Source organism: Xanthomonas chitinilytica (assembly GCF_026107455.2).
GTDB lineage: Bacteria > Pseudomonadota > Gammaproteobacteria > Xanthomonadales > Xanthomonadaceae > Stenotrophomonas > Stenotrophomonas chitinilytica.
This window is the reverse complement of record NZ_JAPCHY010000009.1, coordinates 58,278-78,646: the sequence shown is the minus strand read 5'-3', so window position 1 is coordinate 78,646 and position 20,369 is coordinate 58,278. Positions and strand designations below refer to the sequence as shown.

General features: G+C 69.7%; 15 protein-coding genes. 10 read left to right on the top strand and 5 right to left on the bottom strand.

From position 1 onward, the window contains the following. The first annotated feature begins 110 nt into the window (after nucleotides 1–110). On the top strand, nucleotides 111–1,319 hold the full coding sequence (locus OK345_RS11300; protein ID WP_265128081.1) for an XVIPCD domain-containing protein: 1,209 nt from the start codon (nucleotides 111–113) through the stop codon (nucleotides 1,317–1,319). Nucleotides 1,320–1,520: 201 nt separating this feature from the next. On the opposite strand, the gene OK345_RS11295 is transcribed toward OK345_RS11300, so the two are convergent. Further along, on the bottom strand, nucleotides 1,521–2,069 hold the full coding sequence (locus OK345_RS11295; RefSeq protein ID WP_265128080.1) for a porin family protein: 549 nt from the start codon (nucleotides 2,067–2,069) through the stop codon (nucleotides 1,521–1,523). Nucleotides 2,070–2,247: 178 nt separating this feature from the next. Further along, nucleotides 2,248–3,288, bottom strand: a complete 1,041-nt coding sequence (locus OK345_RS11290) for a patatin-like phospholipase family protein (RefSeq protein ID WP_265128079.1) — start codon at nucleotides 3,286–3,288, stop codon at nucleotides 2,248–2,250. Nucleotides 3,289–3,416: 128 nt separating this feature from the next. Between OK345_RS11290 and OK345_RS11285 the strand changes: the two genes are divergently transcribed. Beyond that, a complete protein-coding gene (locus tag OK345_RS11285) occupies nucleotides 3,417–3,974 on the top strand; it encodes a hypothetical protein (RefSeq protein ID WP_265128078.1) in 558 nt (185 codons plus the stop codon). A 52-nt stretch (nucleotides 3,975–4,026) separates the two neighbouring features. Here the strand turns inward: OK345_RS11285 and OK345_RS11280 are convergent, their stop codons facing one another. Then, on the bottom strand, nucleotides 4,027–5,046 hold the full coding sequence (locus OK345_RS11280) for a TIGR00266 family protein (RefSeq protein WP_265128077.1): 1,020 nt from the start codon (nucleotides 5,044–5,046) through the stop codon (nucleotides 4,027–4,029). A 166-nt stretch (nucleotides 5,047–5,212) separates the two neighbouring features. Here OK345_RS11280 and OK345_RS11275 point away from each other — a divergent pair, with 166 nt between their 5' ends. Beyond that, nucleotides 5,213–7,474, top strand: a complete 2,262-nt coding sequence (locus OK345_RS11275; RefSeq protein ID WP_265128076.1) for a TonB-dependent receptor — start codon at nucleotides 5,213–5,215, stop codon at nucleotides 7,472–7,474. Nucleotides 7,475–7,790: 316 nt separating this feature from the next. Here OK345_RS11275 and OK345_RS11270 read toward each other — a convergent pair whose 3' ends face one another. Beyond that, complete coding sequence (locus OK345_RS11270; protein WP_265128075.1) at nucleotides 7,791–8,030, bottom strand: hypothetical protein; 240 nt, start codon at nucleotides 8,028–8,030, stop codon at nucleotides 7,791–7,793. Nucleotides 8,031–8,336: 306 nt separating this feature from the next. On the opposite strand from OK345_RS11270, the gene OK345_RS11265 reads away from it, so the two are divergent. The 7 genes from OK345_RS11265 (at nucleotide 8,337) to OK345_RS11235 (ending at nucleotide 18,303) form a co-directional block, all read left to right on the top strand. After that, nucleotides 8,337–10,631, top strand: coding sequence for a TonB-dependent receptor (locus OK345_RS11265; RefSeq protein WP_265128074.1), 2,295 nt, complete (start codon nucleotides 8,337–8,339; stop codon nucleotides 10,629–10,631). 62 nt (nucleotides 10,632–10,693) lie between these two features. Then, nucleotides 10,694–11,965: a spinster family MFS transporter gene (locus OK345_RS11260; protein ID WP_265128073.1), complete on the top strand. Its 1,272-nt coding sequence runs from the start codon at nucleotides 10,694–10,696 to the stop codon at nucleotides 11,963–11,965. Beyond that, complete coding sequence (locus OK345_RS11255) at nucleotides 11,962–13,602, top strand: carboxylesterase/lipase family protein (protein WP_265128072.1); 1,641 nt, start codon at nucleotides 11,962–11,964, stop codon at nucleotides 13,600–13,602. The genes OK345_RS11260 and OK345_RS11255 overlap by 4 nt, the downstream gene beginning before the upstream one ends. Continuing rightward, nucleotides 13,590–15,194: an AMP-binding protein gene (locus OK345_RS11250; protein ID WP_265128071.1), complete on the top strand. Its 1,605-nt coding sequence runs from the start codon at nucleotides 13,590–13,592 to the stop codon at nucleotides 15,192–15,194. Before OK345_RS11255 ends, OK345_RS11250 begins: the two co-directional genes overlap by 13 nt. A 150-nt stretch (nucleotides 15,195–15,344) precedes the next feature. Next, a complete protein-coding gene (locus tag OK345_RS11245; protein ID WP_265128070.1) occupies nucleotides 15,345–15,980 on the top strand; it encodes a TetR/AcrR family transcriptional regulator in 636 nt (211 codons plus the stop codon). Between the two features lie 46 nt (nucleotides 15,981–16,026). Beyond that, nucleotides 16,027–16,917, top strand: a complete 891-nt coding sequence (locus OK345_RS11240) for an SDR family NAD(P)-dependent oxidoreductase (RefSeq protein WP_265128069.1) — start codon at nucleotides 16,027–16,029, stop codon at nucleotides 16,915–16,917. Between the two features lie 216 nt (nucleotides 16,918–17,133). Continuing rightward, entirely contained in the window at nucleotides 17,134–18,303 is a 1,170-nt protein-coding gene (locus OK345_RS11235; RefSeq protein ID WP_265128068.1) for a serine hydrolase domain-containing protein, read from the top strand. Between the two features lie 426 nt (nucleotides 18,304–18,729). Here OK345_RS11235 and bktB read toward each other — a convergent pair whose 3' ends face one another. Beyond that, nucleotides 18,730–19,908 (bottom strand): beta-ketothiolase BktB, encoded by a 1,179-nt coding sequence (gene bktB / locus OK345_RS11230; protein ID WP_265128067.1) that lies wholly within the window; start codon nucleotides 19,906–19,908, stop codon nucleotides 18,730–18,732. Nucleotides 19,909–20,369 lie beyond the last annotated feature (461 nt).

The following is a 20,369-nucleotide window of genomic DNA, read 5'->3' as shown; positions in this document are numbered from 1 at the left end:
AGATGGAAATGTTGAAGTTTTACTCTGCGAAGGGTAATCGCGAGCTTTAATTCAACTACCTTGCGCAGAAGGAAGGCAACGACGGCTACGGCCTATTGGCCTTGGGAGTCGTGCGCAACGACAACGCTCCTGGCGCCACCGCGAACATCTTCGCCGACAGCCAGGCGCGCGACGACGGCGTGAGGATGAGCGAGCGCGACTGGCAGGCGTTCGGTGTGGAGCTGATGCGGAATGACTTTGCATTAAGGCAACAGCAGGTTGACGCTGGCCGTCCTGATCTTGCGTTGAACCTGCCGGTCAAGGATGTACAGGCATCCCACGACCCTACCTTCAGGCGGCGCGAGATCAACCCCGACGCCTGGACTCCACGCCAGTTGCTGGAAGCCGCCCGCCGCCACGGCGGCGAAGCCGAGGCGGAAAAGGTCTGGTCGATGATGCTCGACAACGCGGCGCTGGGCGTAAAGCGGGGCGCGCAGACCACCGATGCGCTATCCCGCCAATACAACGATGCCGAACTGAGTGCGAGCAACTACTTCGTGGCGATGGGGCTTGCGCGGAAGAGCGCGGGCCTTTTCCCTACGCCCAATACGGACCCCGACCGCATCGAGCATGATGGGAAGACCTATACCTTCCACGCCCAATCCGGTAGGTGGCTCGGGCCGGCTCCCATCGAATCGCGCATACCGGTTCCGTTGCCGGTGTCCGATCCGGCGTTGATCGAGTCCTTGAACGACACCCGTGAGCTGCGCCAGGAAAGGCAGCAGTTGCGGGAGCAGTTCCATCCAGACGATCCCAATCGCCAGCGGCCGATCATGGCCAGCCCCTGGCTGTTGTCGGATGCGGCACCGGAGCGGGGTGAGGAAAACCCGTCGCCCCAGGTGGCGCATTCCAGTGACCCCACTCATCCCGACCACCCGCGCCACGCCCTGCACCAGCAGTGCGTGGCCGGTGTGCAGGCGCTGGACGCCAGCATGGGCCGGCAATGGGACGAGCGCAGCGCCTGCATGGCGGCCAGCCTCACCGCGCTCGCCGCGTCCAAGGGGCTGGAGCGGGTCGACCAGGTGGTGCTGAGCGGGCACGGGACCGAAGCCAGTCCGGGGCAGTACGTGTTCGTGGTGCAGGGGGATCGGGAAAACCCGGCGCACCAGCGTGCGCACATGTCCACCGACCAGGCCGTCGGCACGCCGCCGGAGCAGTCCTTCCAGCGGCTGGCGGCGCTGGACCAGGAGCATGCGCAGGAACGGGGACTGCAGGCGCAGCGCGAGCAGAACGTCCAGCAGGACGTCCAGGCCCGCAGCGGACCGGCGATGCACGCCTGAGCGGGCCTTCGCTGGGGACGATTGCCGGAGGAAGCGATCGGATGCCGTCGCCGTCCTCTTCCTCCCGTGGACGGCGGGCATCGGGGCGGCGCCGGTGTCCGCGGTCGCCGCGGAGCGATTGGCCGCCGCCGCGGCAGGGGAATGCCGCAAAGGAAAACGGCCGCGCAGGGCGGCCGTTTCCGGTTCATCGCGTGGCGCGGATCAGAAGCGCCATTCGCCGCCGACGCTGAACGTGTCCACGTCGACGTCCACGCCGTTGAACGAGCCCTGGCGGCGGTCGTAGTTGAGGCTCATGCCCCAGCGGCGGTTGAAGTCGTAGCCGACGTTCACGCCGTAGTACGCCTTGGTCGAGCTTTCGTCGTCGATCACGTCGAAGGTGTCCTCGCGCACCTGCGCGGTCAGGCGCGCGATGCCGACGCGGCCACCGACGAAGAAGCCGGTGTCGTTGGCGCCGAAGTGCTTCTTCGCCGCAACGCCCAGGCCCATGGTCACCAGGTCCAGCTCCTGGTCGTGGCCCAGGTACTTGTTGTAGAGCGAGCCGATGTGGCCTTCGACGGCGAAGTTGGGGGTGAACCAGTAGCCGCCGCCGACAACGCCGGAGACGTCGTCCTCGCTGTCGCGGTAGCCGCCGTAGCTGACCTTGGTGTCGCTGATGCCGAGTTCGGCGCGCACGAAGCCCTGCCCGGCCAGGGCGGAGGTGGAGAACGAAGCCAGGGCGAGGGTGCCGGCGAGAATCAGGATCTTCTTCATTTATTCATCCGTAAAAAATGTCGCCCGGACGGGCGGACGGCACGGTGCGCGTTTCCGTCAGGTTTGTCAATTTTTCGTTAAACAGAAGATGGGCAGCTCGGCTCGCTGGACTGCGGCTGTCCCGCCAGAACGGGGTTACACGATGCCGGGGCGGGGCCCGCGGACTGCGGGCGGACTTTCAGCGGCTGCCGGTCGCGGCGCAGCTGTCGCGACGCAGCAGCTTGCTTACCGAGCCCTGTTGGGCCAGGCACTCGGCCTGCGCCCGGGCGGCGTCCTGTGCGGCCTTTTCGCGTTCCTTCTGCTGCGCCTGGGCCAGCCACTGCTGCTGCAGCTCGGCGATCCTGGCGCGGATCTGCGGCATCGCCGCCATCGCCGCCTTCTCGCCTTCGAGGATGGCGCGGCCGCGCTGCTCGAAGTCGGTCGCGCCGATGTCCAGTACCTGCGGGCGGATGATGACGTCGGCGCGCGCCAGCTCCTGCTCGCCCAGGCGCTGGCCCATGATCGCGATGGACTGGTTGACGATGCCGAGCATGCCGGTCGGGGTGGTGCCGGTGGCCTTGCTGGAGATGTCCACGGCGATGACGAAATCGGCGCCAAGCTGGCGCGCGGCGTCCACCGGCACCGGGCTGACCACGCCGCCGTCCACGTAGTGCGCCTTGCCGATCGGCACCGGCTCGAACACGCCGGGGATGCTGCTGGAGGCGCGTACCGCCTGGCCGACGTTGCCGCGCACGAACACCGCGCGATCGCCGGTCTCCAGCTGGGTGGCCACCGCCGCGAACGGCTTGTGCAGCTTCTCCGCCGGCTTGTTGCCGACCTGGGCGTTGACGTAGTCCTGCAGCTTCTGGCCCTGCACCAGCCCGCCGGAGAACAGGCGCACGTCGCGGATGCTGGCCTGGTCCAGCGCCACCGCCTTCTGCTGCATCTCGAAGGCGTCCATGCCGCTGGCGTACAGCGCACCGACCACGCTGCCGGCGCTGGTGCCGGACACCACCACCGGTTCGAAGCCGTTGGCCTCCAGCATCTTGATCACGCCGATATGGGCGAAGCCCTTGGCCGCGCCGCCGCCCAGGGCGATGCCGATCTTCACTGGCCTAGCCTGCGGCGCCACCGGCTGGCCGGCCACGGGCGCTTGCGGGCGGGTGTTGTCGCCGCCGCAGGCGGCCAGCAGGCCGAGCAGGGCAAGGGGCAGCAGCAGGCGCGGACGCAGCGGTTTCATCGACGAGGGTCGGTTCGGGAAAGGGCGCAAGCATACCCGCTGCTGGCACAATCGCGGACCAACGACGGCGGCCCGCCATGCCCGGCGCAGCCGCCGTTGCCATCATCGTTTTCATGGAAGGAGACCGCGTGCGCGGATCCCGGCGCGACACCTGGCCCATCGTCCTGTTTTTCGCCTTCCTGCTGTTGCTGTTCGCCGTGCCGCACACCTCGGCCTGGTTCGGCCTGGTGCTGCTGGTGCCGTTCCTCGGCGCCCTTGCCGTGGCCACGGACATGCTGCAGGTGGCGATCCGGCGGCGGCAGGCGGCCCGGGCGCTGGCGCGGCAACCGCCGCTGCGCCCGCTGCATGGTCACGAGCGGGCGGCGCTGGAATGGTTCGGGCAGCCGGAGCGGATCGGCTGGCGGATGCCGCGCGGCAACGTGGTGGACCTGGCGGCGGCGGTGCGCGAGGCCGGCCGCGCGCCGTTGGTGCGGCAGTTGCAGGGCGCCTACCGGGTGCGGGTCCGTCGCCGGCACCACGACCGCCACGACTTCATCGGTGAGGTGGAGGTGCTGATGCTGCCCGGCGCGGACCGCGCGGTAGCCGCGAGCAACCGCGCCGAGGTCCTGCTCTGCGGCGACGTCGCCGTGGTGCTGTCGCTCAACGGTCGCTGGAACGTGCGCGACGCGCGCGCCCTGCTGCGCTGAGCGCGACCCGGCGGGCGCCGATGCGCCGCGCCGGGTCCGCCGCCGGCCGTGCTCAGAAGCGGTTGTCGCCGTCCAGGATGCGGCCCAGGCCGCCCAGTACCGAACCTTCGCCGCGACTCTGGCCGCCGCCCTGCGGCGCCGCGGCGAACATGCGTCCGGCCAGCCGCGAAAACGGCAGCGACTGCAGCCAGACCTTGCCCGGCCCGGTGAGGGTGGCCAGGAACACGCCCTCGCCGCCGAACAACATGCTCTTGATGCCGGCCACGCGGCGCACGTCCATGTCCACGCCGGCGTGGTAGGCGACCACGCAGCCGGTGTCCACGTCCAGGCGCTCGCCGGCGGCCAGCTCGCGTTCGACCACGCAACCGCCGGCATGCACGAACACCCAGCCGTCGCCTTCCAGCTTCTGCATGATGAAGCCCTCGCCGCCGAACAGGCCGGTCATCACCTTGCGCTGGAAGTGCACGCCGATCCGCACCCCGCGCGCGCCGGCCAGGAAGCTGTCCTTCTGGCAGATCAGGCGGCCGCCGTGCTCGTCCAGCTTCATCGGGATCACCGTGCCGGGATAGGGCGCGGCGAAGGCGACCCGGGCCTTGCCGTGGCCGGTATGGGTGTAGAGCGTGGCGAACAGGCTCTCGCCGGTGAGCACGCGCTTGCCGGCGCTCATCAGCTTGTCCATGAAGCCGCCGCCGGCACCGCTGTGCGAGCCGTCGCCGAACACGGTGTCCATCTGCACCGCCGCATCCTTGAACATCAGCGCGCCGGCCTCGGCGATGGCGCTCTCGCCCGGGTCCAGTTCGATCTCGACGAACTGCATCTCGTGGCCGACGATGCGGAAATCGATGTCGTCCGCGCGCTGCTTGCCACCGCCGGGAAGCGGTGGCGGCGCCGGCACCGCCGGACCGGCGCCGGCCGCCAGCTCCGGCACCTCGGCCAGCGGCTTCCAGCCGCTCATGCCCTCGCGCCAGGCCAGGGCGCGCGGATGCGCCTGCGCATGGCGCCGGGCGGCAGCGTCGTCGAGCGGGCCGGTGCGGTCGGCCTGGCCGGGAATATGGAAATACCACTGGGTCATGTGGGCGTACCGGCTGGATGGGGTGCCCAAGTCTAGTATCGACCGCGGACTTCACGCCCCTGCCAGCCGCCGTGTGCGATGAACCGGGCTGATTTGCCCTGGCGATGGTGTACTGCAACAATTTTCTGGTAGTCGCCGGTCCCCCTTCCCAACAAAGCCCAACGCCATGTCCCCGAACCGCACTGCCCGCGGCCGCTTCCCGGCCGCGCATCCGCTCGTCGTCGCCCTCGCCGCCCTGCTGCCGCTGACCGCCGCCGCCCAGGACGCTCCCGCCACCCGCGACCCGGTCGCCCTCGATACCCTGCAGGTGACCGCACAGCGCCGCGTCGAGAACGCCAAGGACGTGCCGGTCTCGATCTCGGCCATCCAGGGCGAGAAGCTCGACGTGCTCGGTTCGGCCGGCGACGACATCCGCTTCCTGTCCGCGCGCGTGCCCAGCCTGAACATCGAATCGTCCTACGGCCGCGCCTTCCCGCGCTTCTACATCCGCGGCCTGGGCAACACCGACTTCGACCTCAACGCCTCGCAGCCGGTGTCGCTGGTGTACGACGACGTGGTGCAGGAAAGCCCGCTGCTGAAGGGCTTCCCGCTGTTCGACCTGGCCGGCGTGGAAGTGCTGCGCGGCCCGCAGGGCACGCTGTTCGGCCGCAACACCCCGGCCGGCGTGGTCAAGTTCGCCTCGGCGCGCCCGTCGCAGGACGCCGACGGCTACCTCAAGGTCGCCTACGGCAGCTACGACACCTGGAACGTGCAGGGCGCCTACGGCGGCCCGCTGACCGACAAGTGGTCGGCGCGCGTGTCGGCGCTGTACCAGCGCCGCGACGACTGGGTGACCAACACCTACGCCGATGGCCCCAGCGACGGCTTCGAGGGCTACGACGAGGCCGCCGCGCGCGTGCAGTTCCTGTACGAGGGCGAGGACTTCGAGGCGCTGTTCAACCTGCACAAGCGCAAGCTCAACGGCACCGCGCGGCTGTTCCGCGCCAACATCATCCAGCCCGGCAGCAACAAGCTGGTCGAGGATTTCGACCGCGACGAAGTGGCGGTGGACGGCGTCAACTTCTCCGAACTGGAAACCTGGGGCGGCAGCGCGCGCCTGCAGTGGAACCTGGGCAGCGTGACCCTGCACTCGGTGACCGGCTACGAGACCGCCGAGTCGCTCAACCGCGGCGACATCGACGGCGGCTACGGTGCCAGCTTCCTGCCGGTGTCCGGCCCGGGCTTCATCCCGTTCGCCGCCGAATCGGCCGACGGCCTGCCGCACCACCGCCAGTGGACCCAGGAGTTCCGCGTCGAATCCAACGAATGGGGCCGCTTCGACTGGCAGGCCGGCGTGTTCTACTTCGACGAAGACGTCACCATCGACAGTTTCAACTACGACTCGCTGACCCCGGGCAATCCGCAGACCGGCCATGCCGTGCAGCAGCAGCGCAACAAGGCCTGGGCGGTGTTCGCCTCCGGCGATTTCGACGTGACCGAGCGCTTCAAGCTGCGCGGCGGCCTGCGCTACACCCAGGACAAGAAGGACTTCACCGCCAGCGTGCTGCAGGCGGTGCCGTTCGGTACCCCGGTCAGCGGGCCGTACCTGGCCGAAACCGACGTCGACGACGTCAGCTGGGACCTGAGCGGCGTCTACCAGCTCACCGACAACCTCAATGCCTACGCACGCGTGGCCAAGGGCTTCCGCGCACCGTCGATCCAGGGCCGGCTGGCCTTCGGCGGCGTCTCGCAGGCCGATTCGGAGAAGGTGATCTCCTACGAGGCCGGCATCAAGGCCGACCTGTTCGACCGCCGCGCGCGCCTGGGCTTCAACGTGTTCCGCTACGACGTCGACGGCCAGCAGCTGATCGCCGTGGGCGGCGCCAGCAACACCGCCACCCTGCTCAACGCCGACAAGACCATCGGCCAGGGCTTCGAGCTGGACCTGGAAGCCTACCTGGCCGACAACGTACTGCTGACCCTGGGCAGCAGCTACAACGACACCGAGATCAAGGACCCCGGCCTGGCGGTGGCGATCTGCGGCGGCGGCTGCACCATCACCGACCCGACCACGGTCATCGACGGCGGCACCTATGCGCTGGTCAACGGCAACCCGCTGCCGCAGGCGCCGAAGTGGATCCACAACCTGACCCTGCGCGCCGGCTTCCCGGTGGGCGATGCCAGCGAGATCTACGTCTACACCGACTGGGCCTACCGCAGCCCGGTCAACTTCTTCCTGTACGAATCGCCGGAGTTCCGCAGCCGTTCGTCGCTGGAGGGGGGGCTGCGCGTGGGCTACAACTGGGGCTACGGGCAGTACGACGTGGCGGCGTACGGGCGCAACCTGACCAACCAGACCCGCGTGGTCGGTGCGATCGACTTCAACAACCTCACCGGGTTTCTCAACGAGCCGCGTACCTACGGGGTGGAGTTCACGGTGAAGTTCTGATCGCCGATCGTGTCCTGGGCGATGGAAAAGACCGGCGTCAGCCGGTCTTTTTCCTGGTTCTTCGTCCAAGCGGGGAAAGGAAGGCACGTGATCGGTCCGACCAGGCTCCAGGGCCGCAGTTGGGGGGCATACGGCCATCCATCGCGACTGACGTCGCTCTGCTGCAGGAGCGACGTCAGTCGCGAGCTTTTCCGACAGGTCCTGGAGTGTGCTCCTGTCGTAATGGGGCGGGAGCAAAAGCAAAAGCTTTCGCGCCCCAAGGGGCGCGAGTTACTTTCTTTGTTCGTGCAGAGAAAGGTAGCCAAAGAGGCGCTTTTCAACAGGCGAATGGCTGCTCAAGCACGCCCTGTCCTCGCGGCTCCGCGCTTCGCGCTCCGCCACTGCGGAAGGGAACCCGGTAAAGCAGCAACAGCAGCAACAGCAACAGCAACAGCAACAGCAACAGCAACAGCAACAGCAACAGCAGGGCTATCCCGGTGACTGCTTGTCTCCGGGGGGAAGCGCTTGCCTGCAACGCACTTTCCGGCCGTACCTTCAACAGCGCTTCTTCGGTCATGCAGTCCCGCTGGCGTGTTCGCCGCGTGCGCGTGCCGCGGCGATCTCCTTGGGTGCGGCGAGGTGGTGCGGAGGTCGGGTTGCCGTGCAGGTGCGCCACGACGGGGCCCATGCCGCGGCCGGCGCGGCGGTGCCTGTGGACCGCCCGCCATCTGCGGGCCGGAACCGTCTTGGGCCGGGCTTTTCGAAAAACATTCACACGCAAGTGAGTGAGTATTGACACGACTTCCGCTACAGCGCAGTATCGGCCCCCGAAACGTCTTGCTGAGTCAGTACTTCTGGGAGGGGGTCTGTTATGGGAAGTCGTATGATCGCGGCCGCATCGATGGCCGCGCTGTTTGCCGTACCCATGTCGGTCCTGGCGCAAGCCACGGCCGAGGTGCTCGAGAACCAGGCGCGGGAGGGGCAGGTGCAGGAAACTGCCAGGGCCCAGGAACTGGATACGATCATCGTCACCGCCACACGCCGCAGCGAGCCGTTGAAGGACGTGCCGCTGAGCGTATCGGTGATGTCGCAGGAAGAACTCGACGCCAAGGGCATCGTCGGCTACGAGGGCCTGGCCTACGAAACGCCGGGCGTGGTGCTCAACCGCGCCAGCGCCAACTTCAACAACTTCACCGCCCGCGGCATCGCCACCAATGGCTATGGCGCCGGCCTGCAGAGCACGGTGGCGATCTACGTCGACGAGCTGCCGATCTCGGCCAACGGCAACTCGACCATCCTCGATCCCAGCCTCTACGACGTGGAGCGGGTGGAGTTCCTGCGCGGGCCGCAGGGCACGCTGTTCGGTTCCGGTTCGCTGGCCGGGGCGCTGCGCATCCTGACCCATGCGCCGGACCCCAACCTGTTCGAAGGCTCGGTCCAGGCCGACCTGGGCGTGACCGGTTCCGGTTCGCTGCGCCAGCGCTACAACGCCATGCTCAATATCCCGCTGGTCGAGGACACGATGGCGCTGCGCGTGGTCGGCTTCTCGCGCAACGAGGAGGGCTACATCGACAACATCGGCACCGGGGTCAGGAACGCCAACGCGCTGAAGAGCTGGGGCGGCCGCGCCACGCTGCTGTGGGAGCCGACCGACCGGCTGTCGGCACAGGTGCGCGTCTCGCGCGAGGAGAGCACGCCGGAGGATTCGTCGCTGGTCAATCCCGACCTCGGCGAGGACACGCGCCGCTCGGACCGGCCGGACAGGTTCTCCGGCACGATGACCAACTACAACCTCACCCTGGGCTACCAGTTCGACGGGGCGAAGCTGACCAGTTCCTCGACGTGGTCCGACTACGAGTCGCTGTTCAACGTCGATCTCGCCGGCACCTACGACCAGGCCTTCGCCTTCGCGCTGGACGGGCCGGGCGAGAACCGGACCTTCGTGCAGGAGGTGCGGCTGGTGTCCGACAGCAACGGCCCGCTGGACTGGGTGCTGGGCGGCTTCCACTACAAGCGCGACCGCGACGTGTACTTCGGCTACCGCTCCAACCAGGACTACCTCGCGCAGAGCGGCATCACCGGCCTGCCCGACGAGTACTACCTGCGCTACCACACCTATGACGTGACCCGCGAGCAGGCGCTGTTCGGCCAGTTGACCTACCGCTTCACGGAGGATTTCTGGGCGACCCTCGGGCTGCGCTACGGCAGCATCCAGGCCCAGGGCTTCACCCGCGAGGGGGGCTACAACAGCGATTACCTGACCCTGGCCTACTACTGCAGCTTCTTCAACGTCTGCGGCCTGCCGGTGACGATCACCCCGGTCGAGGCGGCGACCGGCGCCAAGGCCAGGGAGACCGGCCCGTCCTACCGGCTCAGCGCTTCGTGGCGGCCGGTGCCGTCGATCACCACCTATGCGGCGGTCGCCACCGGCTTCCGCGCGCCGGTGGTCAATGCCCGCGCCGGTTCGGTCAGCACGCTCGACCCGGACGACCTGGTCATTCCCTACGGCGCCGATTCGGACAAGCTGACCAACTACGAGCTGGGCATGAAGGGGCGCTGGTTGAACGGGCGCATGGCGGCCAACCTCGCGCTCTACTACATCGACTGGAGCGACATCCAGGTCCAGGCCAACCGCGTTTCCGACCAGGTGCAGTTCGTCACCAACATCGGCGGCGCCTACAGCCGCGGCCTCGAGTTCGAGCTGATGGCGATGCCGGCGCTGGGCTGGACGATCGCGCTGAACGGCGCCTTCAACCAGGCCCGGGTGGACCGGCTCACGCCGGCCGAGGCGGCGATGTCCGGCGCGGTGAAGGATGCGCGGCTGTCCGGCCCGAAGTTCAGCGGCTCGGCGACGGTCAACTACAGCTTCGACCTGCCGCGCAACGCGGAGGGCAACGCGTCATTGGCGGTGGTGCACGTGGGGTCCCATCCCAACGCGTTCCCGAACGTGCCGGGCCAGCCCGGCGTGGTCAGCCCGACCTACGACTTCACCGATGCCTACACCGTGGTGAACGCGAACCTGGCCGCGGCCTTCGGCAACGCCACCGTCGGCCTGTACGTGGAGAACCTGTTCGACGACCGCTCGGTCAACTACGTCCATCCGGAGGCCTTCCTCGACGGCCGCTACGGCGTGGTGCGGCCGCGCACGGTGGGCGTGCGCCTCGGGTACACGTTCTGATGGCCGGCCCTGCTCCCGTTCCGCTCGCACTCCCGGGCGCGCCTGCCGCGCGCCCGGGAGCGGTGGCCTGGCTGGTGTTGGCGGTGCTGTGCTTCGTCTACGTGCTGAACTTCCTGGACCGGCAGCTGCTGTCGATCCTGGCCAAGCCGATCCAGGACGACCTGGGCGTGAGCGATGGCCAGCTCGGCCGCATCGGCGGGCTGTACTTCGCGATGTTCTACTGCATCCTGGCGATCCCGGTGGGCTGGCTGGCGGACCGGACCAACCGGGTCAGGGTGCTGGCGTTCGCCTGCGCGCTGTGGAGTGCGGCCACCGCTGCCTGCGGCATGGCGTCCAACTACCCGCAACTGGTGCTGGCGCGGATGATGGTCGGCATCGGCGAAGCCGGTGGCGTGCCGCCGTCCTACGCCATCATCTCCGACTACTTCCCTTCCGGTACGCGCGGCACCGCACTGGGCCTGTTCAACCTCGGCCCGCCGATCGGGCAGGCGCTAGGCGTGGCCTTCGGCGCATCGATCGCGGCGGCCTATTCGTGGCGGCTGGCGTTCGTCTGGGTCGGCGCGATCGGCATCGTCACCGCGCTGGTCGTCTGGCTGTTCGTGCGCGAACCGAAGAAGGGCGGGCTGGACGCGCCGGCCGAAAGCCCCGGTGCCACCGCGGTCGCCGCGCAGCAGAAGCCCGGCTTCCGCGAAACCTGCAAGGCGTTCTTCGCCAGTCCGGTGCTGCGCGGCATGGCGCTGGCCTGCGGCGCGACCCAGTTCGTCACCTACGCCATGCTCAACTTCACCGTGCTGCTGCTGATGCGCGAGAAGGGCATGACCCTGCAGGAAGTGGCCGTGTGGTACGCGCTGGTGATCGGCCTGGGCACGATGGCGGGCATGGTGCTGTCCGGGCGCCTGATCGACCGCTTGTCGCGGCGTTCCAAGACCGCCTACGCCTACCTGCCGGCCATCGGCCTGGCGTTGGCGCTGCCGTTGTTCGTCGCCTTCGTCTGGGTGGACAGCTGGCGGCTGGCGCTGCTGTTCCTGGTGCTGCCGACGGGGCTGAACTATTTCTACCTGTCGCCGGCGGTGACGCTGGTGCAGGAGGAAGTCCGGCCGGACCAGCGCGTGCTGTCCGGGGCGCTGCTGCTGCTGGTGATGAACCTGATCGGCCTCGGCCTGGGGCCGACCTGGCTGGGCGCGGCCAGCGACTTCTTCCGCGCCAGCCATCCGCACAACTCGCTGCAGATGGCGTTCTACACGCTCATCCCGTTCTACGTGCTGGCCATCGCCATGTTCCTGTGGCTGGCGCGCAGCATCCGTCGCCAGGCATCGCAGGAGGCAAATCCATGATCCGCAACTTCATCCGCATGCTGGCCGTTTCCGCAGCCCTGTGCGGCGCGCAGGCGTTGGCGGCACCGGTGGCCGAAGCGCCCGCCGGTGCGCTGAAAGGCGAAGCGCTGGCGGACGGCATCCACGTCTTCCGCGGCATTCCCTACGCGCAGCCGCCGCTCGGCAAGCTGCGCTGGCGGCCGCCGGTGCCGGCCGCGCAATGGAAGGGCATACGCGATGCCACCCGCTTCGGCCCGGCCTGCATCCAACCGCCGTCGCGTCCGGGCAGCATCTATGCGCCGGGCGAGCCGTTGCCGACCAGCGAGGACTGCCTGTCGTTGAACGTGTGGGCGCCGGCCGATGCCAGGGACGCACCGGTGTTCGTGTGGATCCATGGCGGTTCGCTGACCGCCGGCGCCGGCAGCGAGCCGATGTACGACGGCGCACGCCTGGCCGCGCAGGGCCTGGTGGTGGTGAGCATCAACTACCGGCTCGGCGTGCTCGGCTACCTGGCGCATCCGCAGCTCAGCGCCGAATCGGCCGATGGCGTGTCCGGCAACTACGGCCTGCTCGACCAGGTCGAGGCGATGCGCTGGGTCCAACGCAACATCGGCGCCTTCGGTGGCGATGCGGGCAACGTCACCATCGCCGGCGAATCGGCCGGCGCGCTCAGCGTCATGTACCTGATGGCCGCGCCGGACGCGCGCGGGCTGTTCCACAAGGCCATCGCCCAGAGCGCCTACATGATCTCGACGCCGGCATTGCGCGAGACGGTGCATGGCACGCCGTCGGCGGAGGCGTCGGGGCTGGAACTGAGCCGCAAGATCGAGGTGCGCGGGCTGGTGCGCCTGCGTGCGACGGACGCGCAGGAGCTCACCGTCAAGGCCGCCATGTCCGGCTTCCTGCCGCTGGGCAACGTGGACGGCAAGGTGCTGCCGCGGCAGCTGGTGGACGTGTTCGACCGCGGCGAACAGGCGCCGGTGCCGGTTCTGGCCGGCTTCAACGAGGGCGAGATCCGCTCGCTGCGTTTCCTGTTGCCGCCGAAGCCTGCCGACGCCGCGGCCTACGAGACCGAGATCCGCAACCGCTACGGCGAGCTGGCCGGGGCGATGCTGGAGCGCTATCCGTCGGCGGACCTGGATGCGGCGCTGCTGGCCATCACCCGCGACGCGATGTACGGCTGGACCGCCGAGCGGCTGGTGCGCAAGCAGGCCGCGCTCGGCCAGCCGTCCTACCTCTACTACTGGAACCACGGTTATCCGGCGGCCGACGCGGCCGGCCTGCATGCGTTCCACGCCAGCGAGCTTCCCTACGTGTTCGGCACCGCGGCGCGGACGCCGCCGCACTGGCCGAAGATCCCGGACACGGCGGAAGAATCCGCCCTGTCCGGGGCGATGATCGGCTACTGGGCCGCGTTCGCGCGCGACGGCGTTCCGTCCGCGACCGGTCAGCCCGGATGGCCGGCCTATGGCGACGCGCGCGCCTACATGGCCTTCGACGCCGGCCCGCTGCCGGGCGAGCACCTCAAGCCGGGCATGTACGAGCTGGTGGAAGCGGTGGTGTGCCGCCGCCGCGCGCAGGGCGGGCTGCCCTGGCACTGGAACGTCGGCGTCGTCGCCCCGCCGCTGCCCGAGGGGGTGGCTGGATGCCAGCAGTGATCCACGGCCAGATGCAGGACTATGCGCTGACCCTGGACAAGTTCCTGGAACACGGCGCCAAGTGGCACCCCGGGGTGGAAGTGGTCACCGCATGCGGGGGCGGCCGCGTGGAGCGGATCGGTTATGCCGCGCTGGCCAGGCGCAGCCGCAAGGCCTCGGCCGCGCTGCGTGCGCTGGGCATCGGCGCCGGCGACCGCGTCGCCACCCTGGCCTGGAACACGCAGGCGCACGTGGAAACCTGGTTCGCGGTGATGGGCATGGGCGCGGTCTGCCACACCTTGAATCCGCGCATCAGCGAAGCGCACCTGGCGGACATGCTGCTGCAGTCGGGCGCGCGCGTGCTGGTCGTTTCGGCCGACCTCGCGCCGCTGGCCGGCCGCATCGCCGCGCGGGTGGACGCGGTGGAACGCGTGCTGTCGATCGACGGCGCGGCGGCTGAAGACGACGGCGCGCGGGCCATCGAACCGTTCGACGCGTTGATCGGGCAGGCCGAGGGCGAGGTGCCGTGGGGCGGCTTCGACGAGCACGCGCCGTGCGGGCTGTGCTTCACCTCCGGCACCACCGGCGCGCCGAAGGGCGTCACCTATACCCATCGCGGCGTGTTCCTGCACACCCTGCGCGCGCTGCAGGTCGACACCATGGCGCTGTCCGCGCGCGACAGCGTGCTGCTGGCGGTGCCGATGTTCCATGCCAACGGCTGGGGCGTGCCGTTCGCCACGCCGGCGGTGGGCGCGCGGCTGGTGCTGCCGGGCCGGCACCTGGACGGCGCCAGCCTGGCCGCGCTGATCAATGCCGAATCGGTCACGGTGGCGCTGGGCGTGGCCACGGTCTGGCTGGCCCTGGTCGAGCACCTGGAAGCGACCGGTGGGCAGGTGCCCACGCTGCAGCGGGTGATCGTCGGCGGCGCGCCGATGGCGCCGGCGCTGATGGCGCGCATCGAGCAGCGCCTGGGCGTCAGCGTGCAGACCAGCTGGGGCATGACCGAACTGTCGCCGACCGGCACCGTGGCGCCGCCGGACGACCCGCAGCGCGCCGCGCACCTGTCCGGGCGCCCGTCCATCGGCGTGGACCTGCTGCTGACCGACGCCGAAGGCAACGCGCTGCCCGAACAACGCGGGGTGGAGGGGCACCTGCGCGTGCGCGGGGCCAGCGTGGTGCAGCGCTACTTCGGCCAGACCCGGCCGGCGGTGGATGCCGATGGCTGGTTCGACACCGGCGACCTGGCGCGCATCGACGGCGACGGCAACCTGGTCATCACCGGCCGCGCGAAGGACCTGATCAAGTCGGGCGGGGAGTGGATCAATCCGGGGGAGATCGAAAGCATCATCGGCGAGCAGCCCGAGGTCTCGCTGGCGGCGGTGATCGGCCGCGCGCACCCCCGGTGGGGCGAGCGCCCGATCCTGCTGGTGGAGCTGCGCGAGGGCTGCACGCTGCCCGATGCGGCGCTGCTCGACGCGCTGCGCGGCCGGGTCGCGTCGTGGTGGTTGCCCGATGCGGTGGTGCGGGTGGAACACATGCCTTTGGCAGCGACCGGGAAAATTGACAAAATGCGCCTGAGAACCGAATACGGCGCCGCTGGCGGGGTTCAATGAACGCGATGCCGTCGAGTCGCGTGCGCCGGGCGATGCACTGGAGGCGCAAAGGTGTCAAAAGACACAGTATCCCGGCCTGGACGCGGGAAAAAGAACCCGCCGGCCGGTACCCGGCCCAAGCGCCCGACCAAGGCGGAGCAGCGCGCGGAGATGACCGAGCAGATCCTCGACGTCGCCGAGCAGCTGTTTTCGCAGCACGGCCTGTATGGCGTGACGCTCAAGGACGTGGCCAGCCGCGTCGGCGTCCACCACACCCTGCTCAACTACTACTTCACCGACAAGCAGACGCTGTTCGACGCGGTGATCGCGCGCCGTGCCGGCGTCACCAGCGGGCTGCGGATGCAGGCGCTGGACGAGTACGAAGCGGCCAGCGGCGGCAAGCCCACGGTGGAGGGCGCGCTGCATGCCTTCCTCGATACCGACCTGGACCTCTACATCCAGGGCGGCGAGAACTGGAAGAACTACGGCGCACTCAGCGCGCTGGCCTCGAACACGTCCTACGGCGCCGAGCTGATGGACCGGCACTTCGATCCGGTGGTGCTGCGCCTGATCGACCTGCTGAAGAAGGCGATGCCGGACTGCGCCGAGGAGGACATCTTCTGGGGCTACCACTTCGTCACCGGTGCGCTGATGCTGACGCTGGCGCGCACCGGCCGCATCGACCGGCTGTCCGGCGGCCTGTGCCAGTCGGACGACTACGACGCGGTGAAGTCGCGCATGGCCACCTTCATGGCCGCCGGCTTCCGGCAGATATGCAAACCACGGGGAGGCCGCAAGGCCCGCTGAGCGCGGCCGGCTCCCCATCGTCATCGAAAGCAAGGGGAGTCGAACAATGGCAATGCCGCTGAAGGGCCGCGTGGCGGTCATCACCGGAGCGGGAGGCGGCCTGGGCCGCCAGCACGCGCTCTACCTGTCGCGCAAGGGCGCCCGGATCGTCGTCAACGACCTGTCGCCGGAAGCCACCGAAGCGGTGGCCGCGGAGATCCGCGCGGCCGGCGGCGAGGCCCTCGCCATCGCCGGCTCGGTGACGGACGAAGCGGCGGTGGCGGCGATGGTCGCGCGCACGCTTGGCGACTGGGGCCGCATCGACATCCTGGTCAACAACGCCGGCATCCTGCGCGACAAGAGCTTCGCCAAGATGGAGCTGGGCGATTTCCGGCTGGTGCTGGACGTGCACCTGATGGGCGCGGCGATCTGCAGCAAGGCGGTGTGGGAGGCGATGCGCGCGCAGCAGTACGGCCGCATCGTGATGACCACCTCGTCCTCGGGCCTGTACGGCAACTTCGGCCAGGCCAACTACGGCGCGGCCAAGATGGCGCTGGCCGGGCTGATGCAGACGCTGGCGATCGAGGGCGGCAAGTACGGCATCCGGGTCAACTGCCTGGCGCCGACCGCGTACACGCGGATGATGGAAGGCATCCTGCCCGAGGAGCAGTTGCAGGCGCTCGATCCGGCGCTGGTCAGCCCGGCGCTGCTGCCGCTGGTGGTGGAGGACGCGCCGACCCGCGCCATCGTCTGCGCCGGCGCCGGCCATTTCGCGCGCGCCTACGTCACCCTGACCGAGGGCTGCTACATCGGCGCGGGCGAGGACGCCGGCGAGCGCCTGATCGCCGCCTGGCGACAGGTGTCCGACCCGGCCGGGCAGATCGTGCCGGACTACGGCTTCACCCAGGCCGAGCGCGAGGTGGCCAGCGCGCAGGCGCACGCGGGCGCACTCACCTAGCGTCATGGGCGGCCATGCATCCGCTGCAAACCCCGTGAAGGCGGGAATCGCGCTTCGGCGGAGGCATGGCCGGTCGTCCGGCTCTTGCCGTCGGCACTGGATTCCCGCCTTCGCGGGGGATGACGGTGCTCTCCACCATGGTCGAACGGGGGCTTGCCCATGATCCACCGTCGTGAGTTTCTGAAAGTCGGCGCCGCAATGGCCTTGGGCGGCCTCATGCCGCCGCTGTTTGCGGCCGGCGACAGGTTCGATCCGGTCATTGCGCGCCTGCGCGGGTTGGTCGAGGACGGCCAGCTGCCGTTCGCCTCCATCCGCATCGCGCGGCGCGGCACGATGCTGGCCGAAGCGCACCTCTCCGGCAGCGAGAGCATCGGCCCGGACAGCCTCTACCGCATCTATTCGATGACCAAGCCGGTGGTCGCCGCCGCCACCGTGCTGCTGGTCGAGGACGGCCGGCTGGCGCTGGAAGATCCGGTAGCGAAGTACGTGCCCGAGTTCGCCGACCTCAAGGTGGCCGCCGGCGCGCTGGACGCGCTGGAACCGGCGCGGCCGATGACGGTGGCGCACCTGCTCACCCACAGCTGCGGCCTGGTCAACAGCTGGGGCGATGCCCGGGTCGCGCCGCTGTACCGCGAGGCCGGCCTGGTCGCCGCCGCGTGGATGTACGACCCGGCGGTCGGCGGACTGGAAGGCTTCGCCAGGCGCCTGTCCGCGCTGCCGCTGGAGTTCCAGCCCGGCTCCGACTGGGTCTATGGCTGCGGCCTGGACATCGCCGGGCTGGTGATCGAACGGATCAGCGGCCAGTGCCTGGGCGCGTTCCTGAAGCGGCGCATCTTCGACCCGCTGGGCATGGCCGATACCGGCTTCTTCGTGCCGGAGGAACATGCCGGTCGCCTGGCCGGCCTCTACAACGCGCGCGACGGCGGCATCGTGCGGGTCGCCGACGGCAGCGAACGTTCGCCGCTGAAGCGGCCTTTCGCCGATGCCGGCAGCGCCGGGCTGGTGTCGACGCTGGAAGACTACGGCCGCTTCGCCGACATGCTGGCCAATGGCGGCGCGCGCGGCGACGTGCGGGTGATGAGTGGAGCCTCTGCGCGGTTGCTGATGACCCCTCATGGCGCGCAGGAAGCGCTGCTGCCGGCGCTGCAGCGCTTCGGCAGCTACGCGCCCGGCAGCGTCGGCCAGGCGCTGGGCGGCATCACCCGGCTCGACGACCGCAGCGGGCCGGGTTCGGCCGGCGAATACGCCTGGGGCGGCGCGGCCGGCACCGGCTTCTGGGCCACGCCGGGGCCGGGCCTGTCGGTGACGCTGATGACCCAGTTGATGCCGGCCGCCGCCGTGCCCGCGCGCGACGTGCTCAGGCCACTGATCTACGCCGCGCTCTGAAAGCCCCTCTCCCTGCGGGGCGAGAAGGCGCGGCTGGCGCGCCAGCCGTGGAGCATCCACGCCATTTGCGTGAGCCGGGAGTGCGAGGCGCCTCTTCCTTCGGGAGAGGGTTCGGGCGGAGCCTCATGCAGTCAGGCGGATCGAACCGCAATGCCCTGATGGTTTCCCGGGCGGGCGCGTGGCGACGCACTCGTCGTCGCCGCCTGCGATGATCGCCTGCGGCGCATCCTCATCCGGCGCTTCGCGCCACCCCGCTCCACGCTCCGGCGCCGCGCAACGCACAGGGCGTTCGAACGTCCACGCGCCAAGGCGCGAGGACAGCACGTCCTCACTCCGCAGGGAGAAGGAAACAGCATCGAGTCCTGTTCGCCGGCGCAATCGCTCCCGGTTCGGCACGGCTGTCCTGGCCGCGACGCCGTGGGTGGGTCAGGCGCGCTCGAAGATGGCGGCGATGCCCTGGCCGCCGCCGATGCACATCGTCGCCAATCCATAGCGGCCGCCGCTGCGCTGCAGCTCGTGCACCAGCTTGACGGTGATGATCGCGCCGGTCGCGCCGACCGGATGGCCCAGCGCGATGCCGCTGCCGTTGGGATTGATCCTGGCCGGGTCGAAGCCGAGCGCGTCGGACACCGCGCAGCACTGCGCGGCGAAGGCCTCGTTGGACTCGATCACGTCGAGGTCGGCGACCGACAGCCCGGCCCGCGCCAGCACCGCCTGCACGGCCGGCACCGGCCCCATGCCCATGTACAGCGGCTCTACGCCGGCATGCGCATAGGCCACCAGCCGCGCCATCGGCGTCAGCCCGTGGCGCGCGACCGCCGCGCCGGTGGCCAGCACCAGCGAGGCGGCGCCGTCGTTGATGCCGGAGGCATTGCCGGCCGTCACCGAGCCGTCGGGCTTGAATGCCGGGCGCAGCGCGGCCAGGTCGTCGAGGGTGACGTTGGCGCGCACGTGCTCGTCGCTGCGGAATTCGGTTTCCTTGCCGCGCCGGCCCACCTTCACCGGCACGATCTGGCCGTCGAAACGGCCGTCGGCAATGGCGGCGGCGGCGCGCCGGTGGCTTTCCAGCGCGGTGGCGTCCTGGCGCGCGCGGTCGATGCCGTGGCGCTGGGCGACGTTTTCGGCGGTGATGCCCATCAGCACCTTGTCGAACGGATCCTTCAGGCCCTCGTTGAGCCCGTCCACCAGCACCGCATCGCCGAGCTTGCGGCCCCAGCGGTGGGTGGGCAGGTAGAACGGCGTGCGGCTCATCGATTCGGCGCCGCCGGCCAGCGCCACCTCGCAGTCGCCCAGCAGCAGCGCCTGCGCCGCCGAGACGATGGCCTGCAGGCCGGAGCCACACAGGCGGTTGACGGTCAGCGCCGGTGTTTCCACCGGCAGCCCGGCTTCGAGGGCGACGATGCGCGCCATGTAGGCATCGCGCGGTTCGCTGGGCAGCACCTGGCCATAGACGGCATGGCCGACGGCATCGGCGGGAATCCCGGCGCGGGCGATGGCCGCCTTGGCGGTGGCCACGCCGAGCTCGGAGGGTGGGACGTCCTTGAGCGAGCCACCGAAGGTACCGATGGCGGTACGTACCCCGGAGACGATGAAGATGTCGGTCATGGCCTTGTTCCTCGGCAGTGGGAGCGGTTTGTTGATGTCGATGCCGGCAGGTCGTCGCGCACCGCCATCCGGTGGAGCCGGGGGCGGTGCTGCGGCAGTCCGTGCGCGGAGAACCGGCGCGCGACGCCGTGCTGGTCGCGGTGGAAGGGCGTGTCGAGCGGCCGCGGCGGGGCATCCGCTGCCTGCGTCAGCGCGCAGGTGGAACGGGCTTGCCGGGAATCGCCGCCGGGTGCGCCGGTGGCTGCGCCCGCGCAGCCACCGCTGGTAAGCACGGTGGCGCCCAAGGCGTTGCCGGTGGCGATTCCCGGCCAGCGCGCATCCAGCGGCATCGACCGGTGCGCAGGAGAACCGCGGTACGGCGGTGGCGCCGTGCTGGCTGCATTCGATCGGCATGGAATGTCCCCGGGGCCGGGCAGGCGGGCCGCATGCGCGGCGGAAGACCGCACCTGTTGCTTACCCAT

Excerpts from the sequence above, each read along its gene's own strand:
- OK345_RS11235 (WP_265128068.1), top strand. The coding sequence starts at position 17,134 with ATGCCGCCGCTGTTTGCGGCCGGCGACAGGTTCGATCCGGTCATTGCG.
- OK345_RS11265 (WP_265128074.1), top strand. The coding sequence starts at position 8,337 with ATGATCGCGGCCGCATCGATGGCCGCGCTGTTTGCCGTACCCATGTCG.
- OK345_RS11240 (WP_265128069.1), top strand. The coding sequence starts at position 16,027 with ATGGCAATGCCGCTGAAGGGCCGCGTGGCGGTCATCACCGGAGCGGGA.
- OK345_RS11270 (WP_265128075.1), bottom strand. The coding sequence starts at position 8,030 with ATGACCGAAGAAGCGCTGTTGAAGGTACGGCCGGAAAGTGCGTTGCAG.
- OK345_RS11255 (WP_265128072.1), top strand. The coding sequence starts at position 11,962 with ATGATCCGCAACTTCATCCGCATGCTGGCCGTTTCCGCAGCCCTGTGC.
- OK345_RS11290 (WP_265128079.1), bottom strand. The coding sequence starts at position 3,288 with ATGAAACCGCTGCGTCCGCGCCTGCTGCTGCCCCTTGCCCTGCTCGGC.
- OK345_RS11295 (WP_265128080.1), bottom strand. The coding sequence starts at position 2,069 with ATGAAGAAGATCCTGATTCTCGCCGGCACCCTCGCCCTGGCTTCGTTC.
- OK345_RS11280 (WP_265128077.1), bottom strand. The coding sequence starts at position 5,046 with ATGACCCAGTGGTATTTCCATATTCCCGGCCAGGCCGACCGCACCGGC.
- OK345_RS11275 (WP_265128076.1), top strand. The coding sequence starts at position 5,213 with ATGTCCCCGAACCGCACTGCCCGCGGCCGCTTCCCGGCCGCGCATCCG.
- bktB (WP_265128067.1), bottom strand. The coding sequence starts at position 19,908 with ATGACCGACATCTTCATCGTCTCCGGGGTACGTACCGCCATCGGTACC.
- OK345_RS11250 (WP_265128071.1), top strand. The coding sequence starts at position 13,590 with ATGCCAGCAGTGATCCACGGCCAGATGCAGGACTATGCGCTGACCCTG.
- OK345_RS11245 (WP_265128070.1), top strand. The coding sequence starts at position 15,345 with ATGACCGAGCAGATCCTCGACGTCGCCGAGCAGCTGTTTTCGCAGCAC.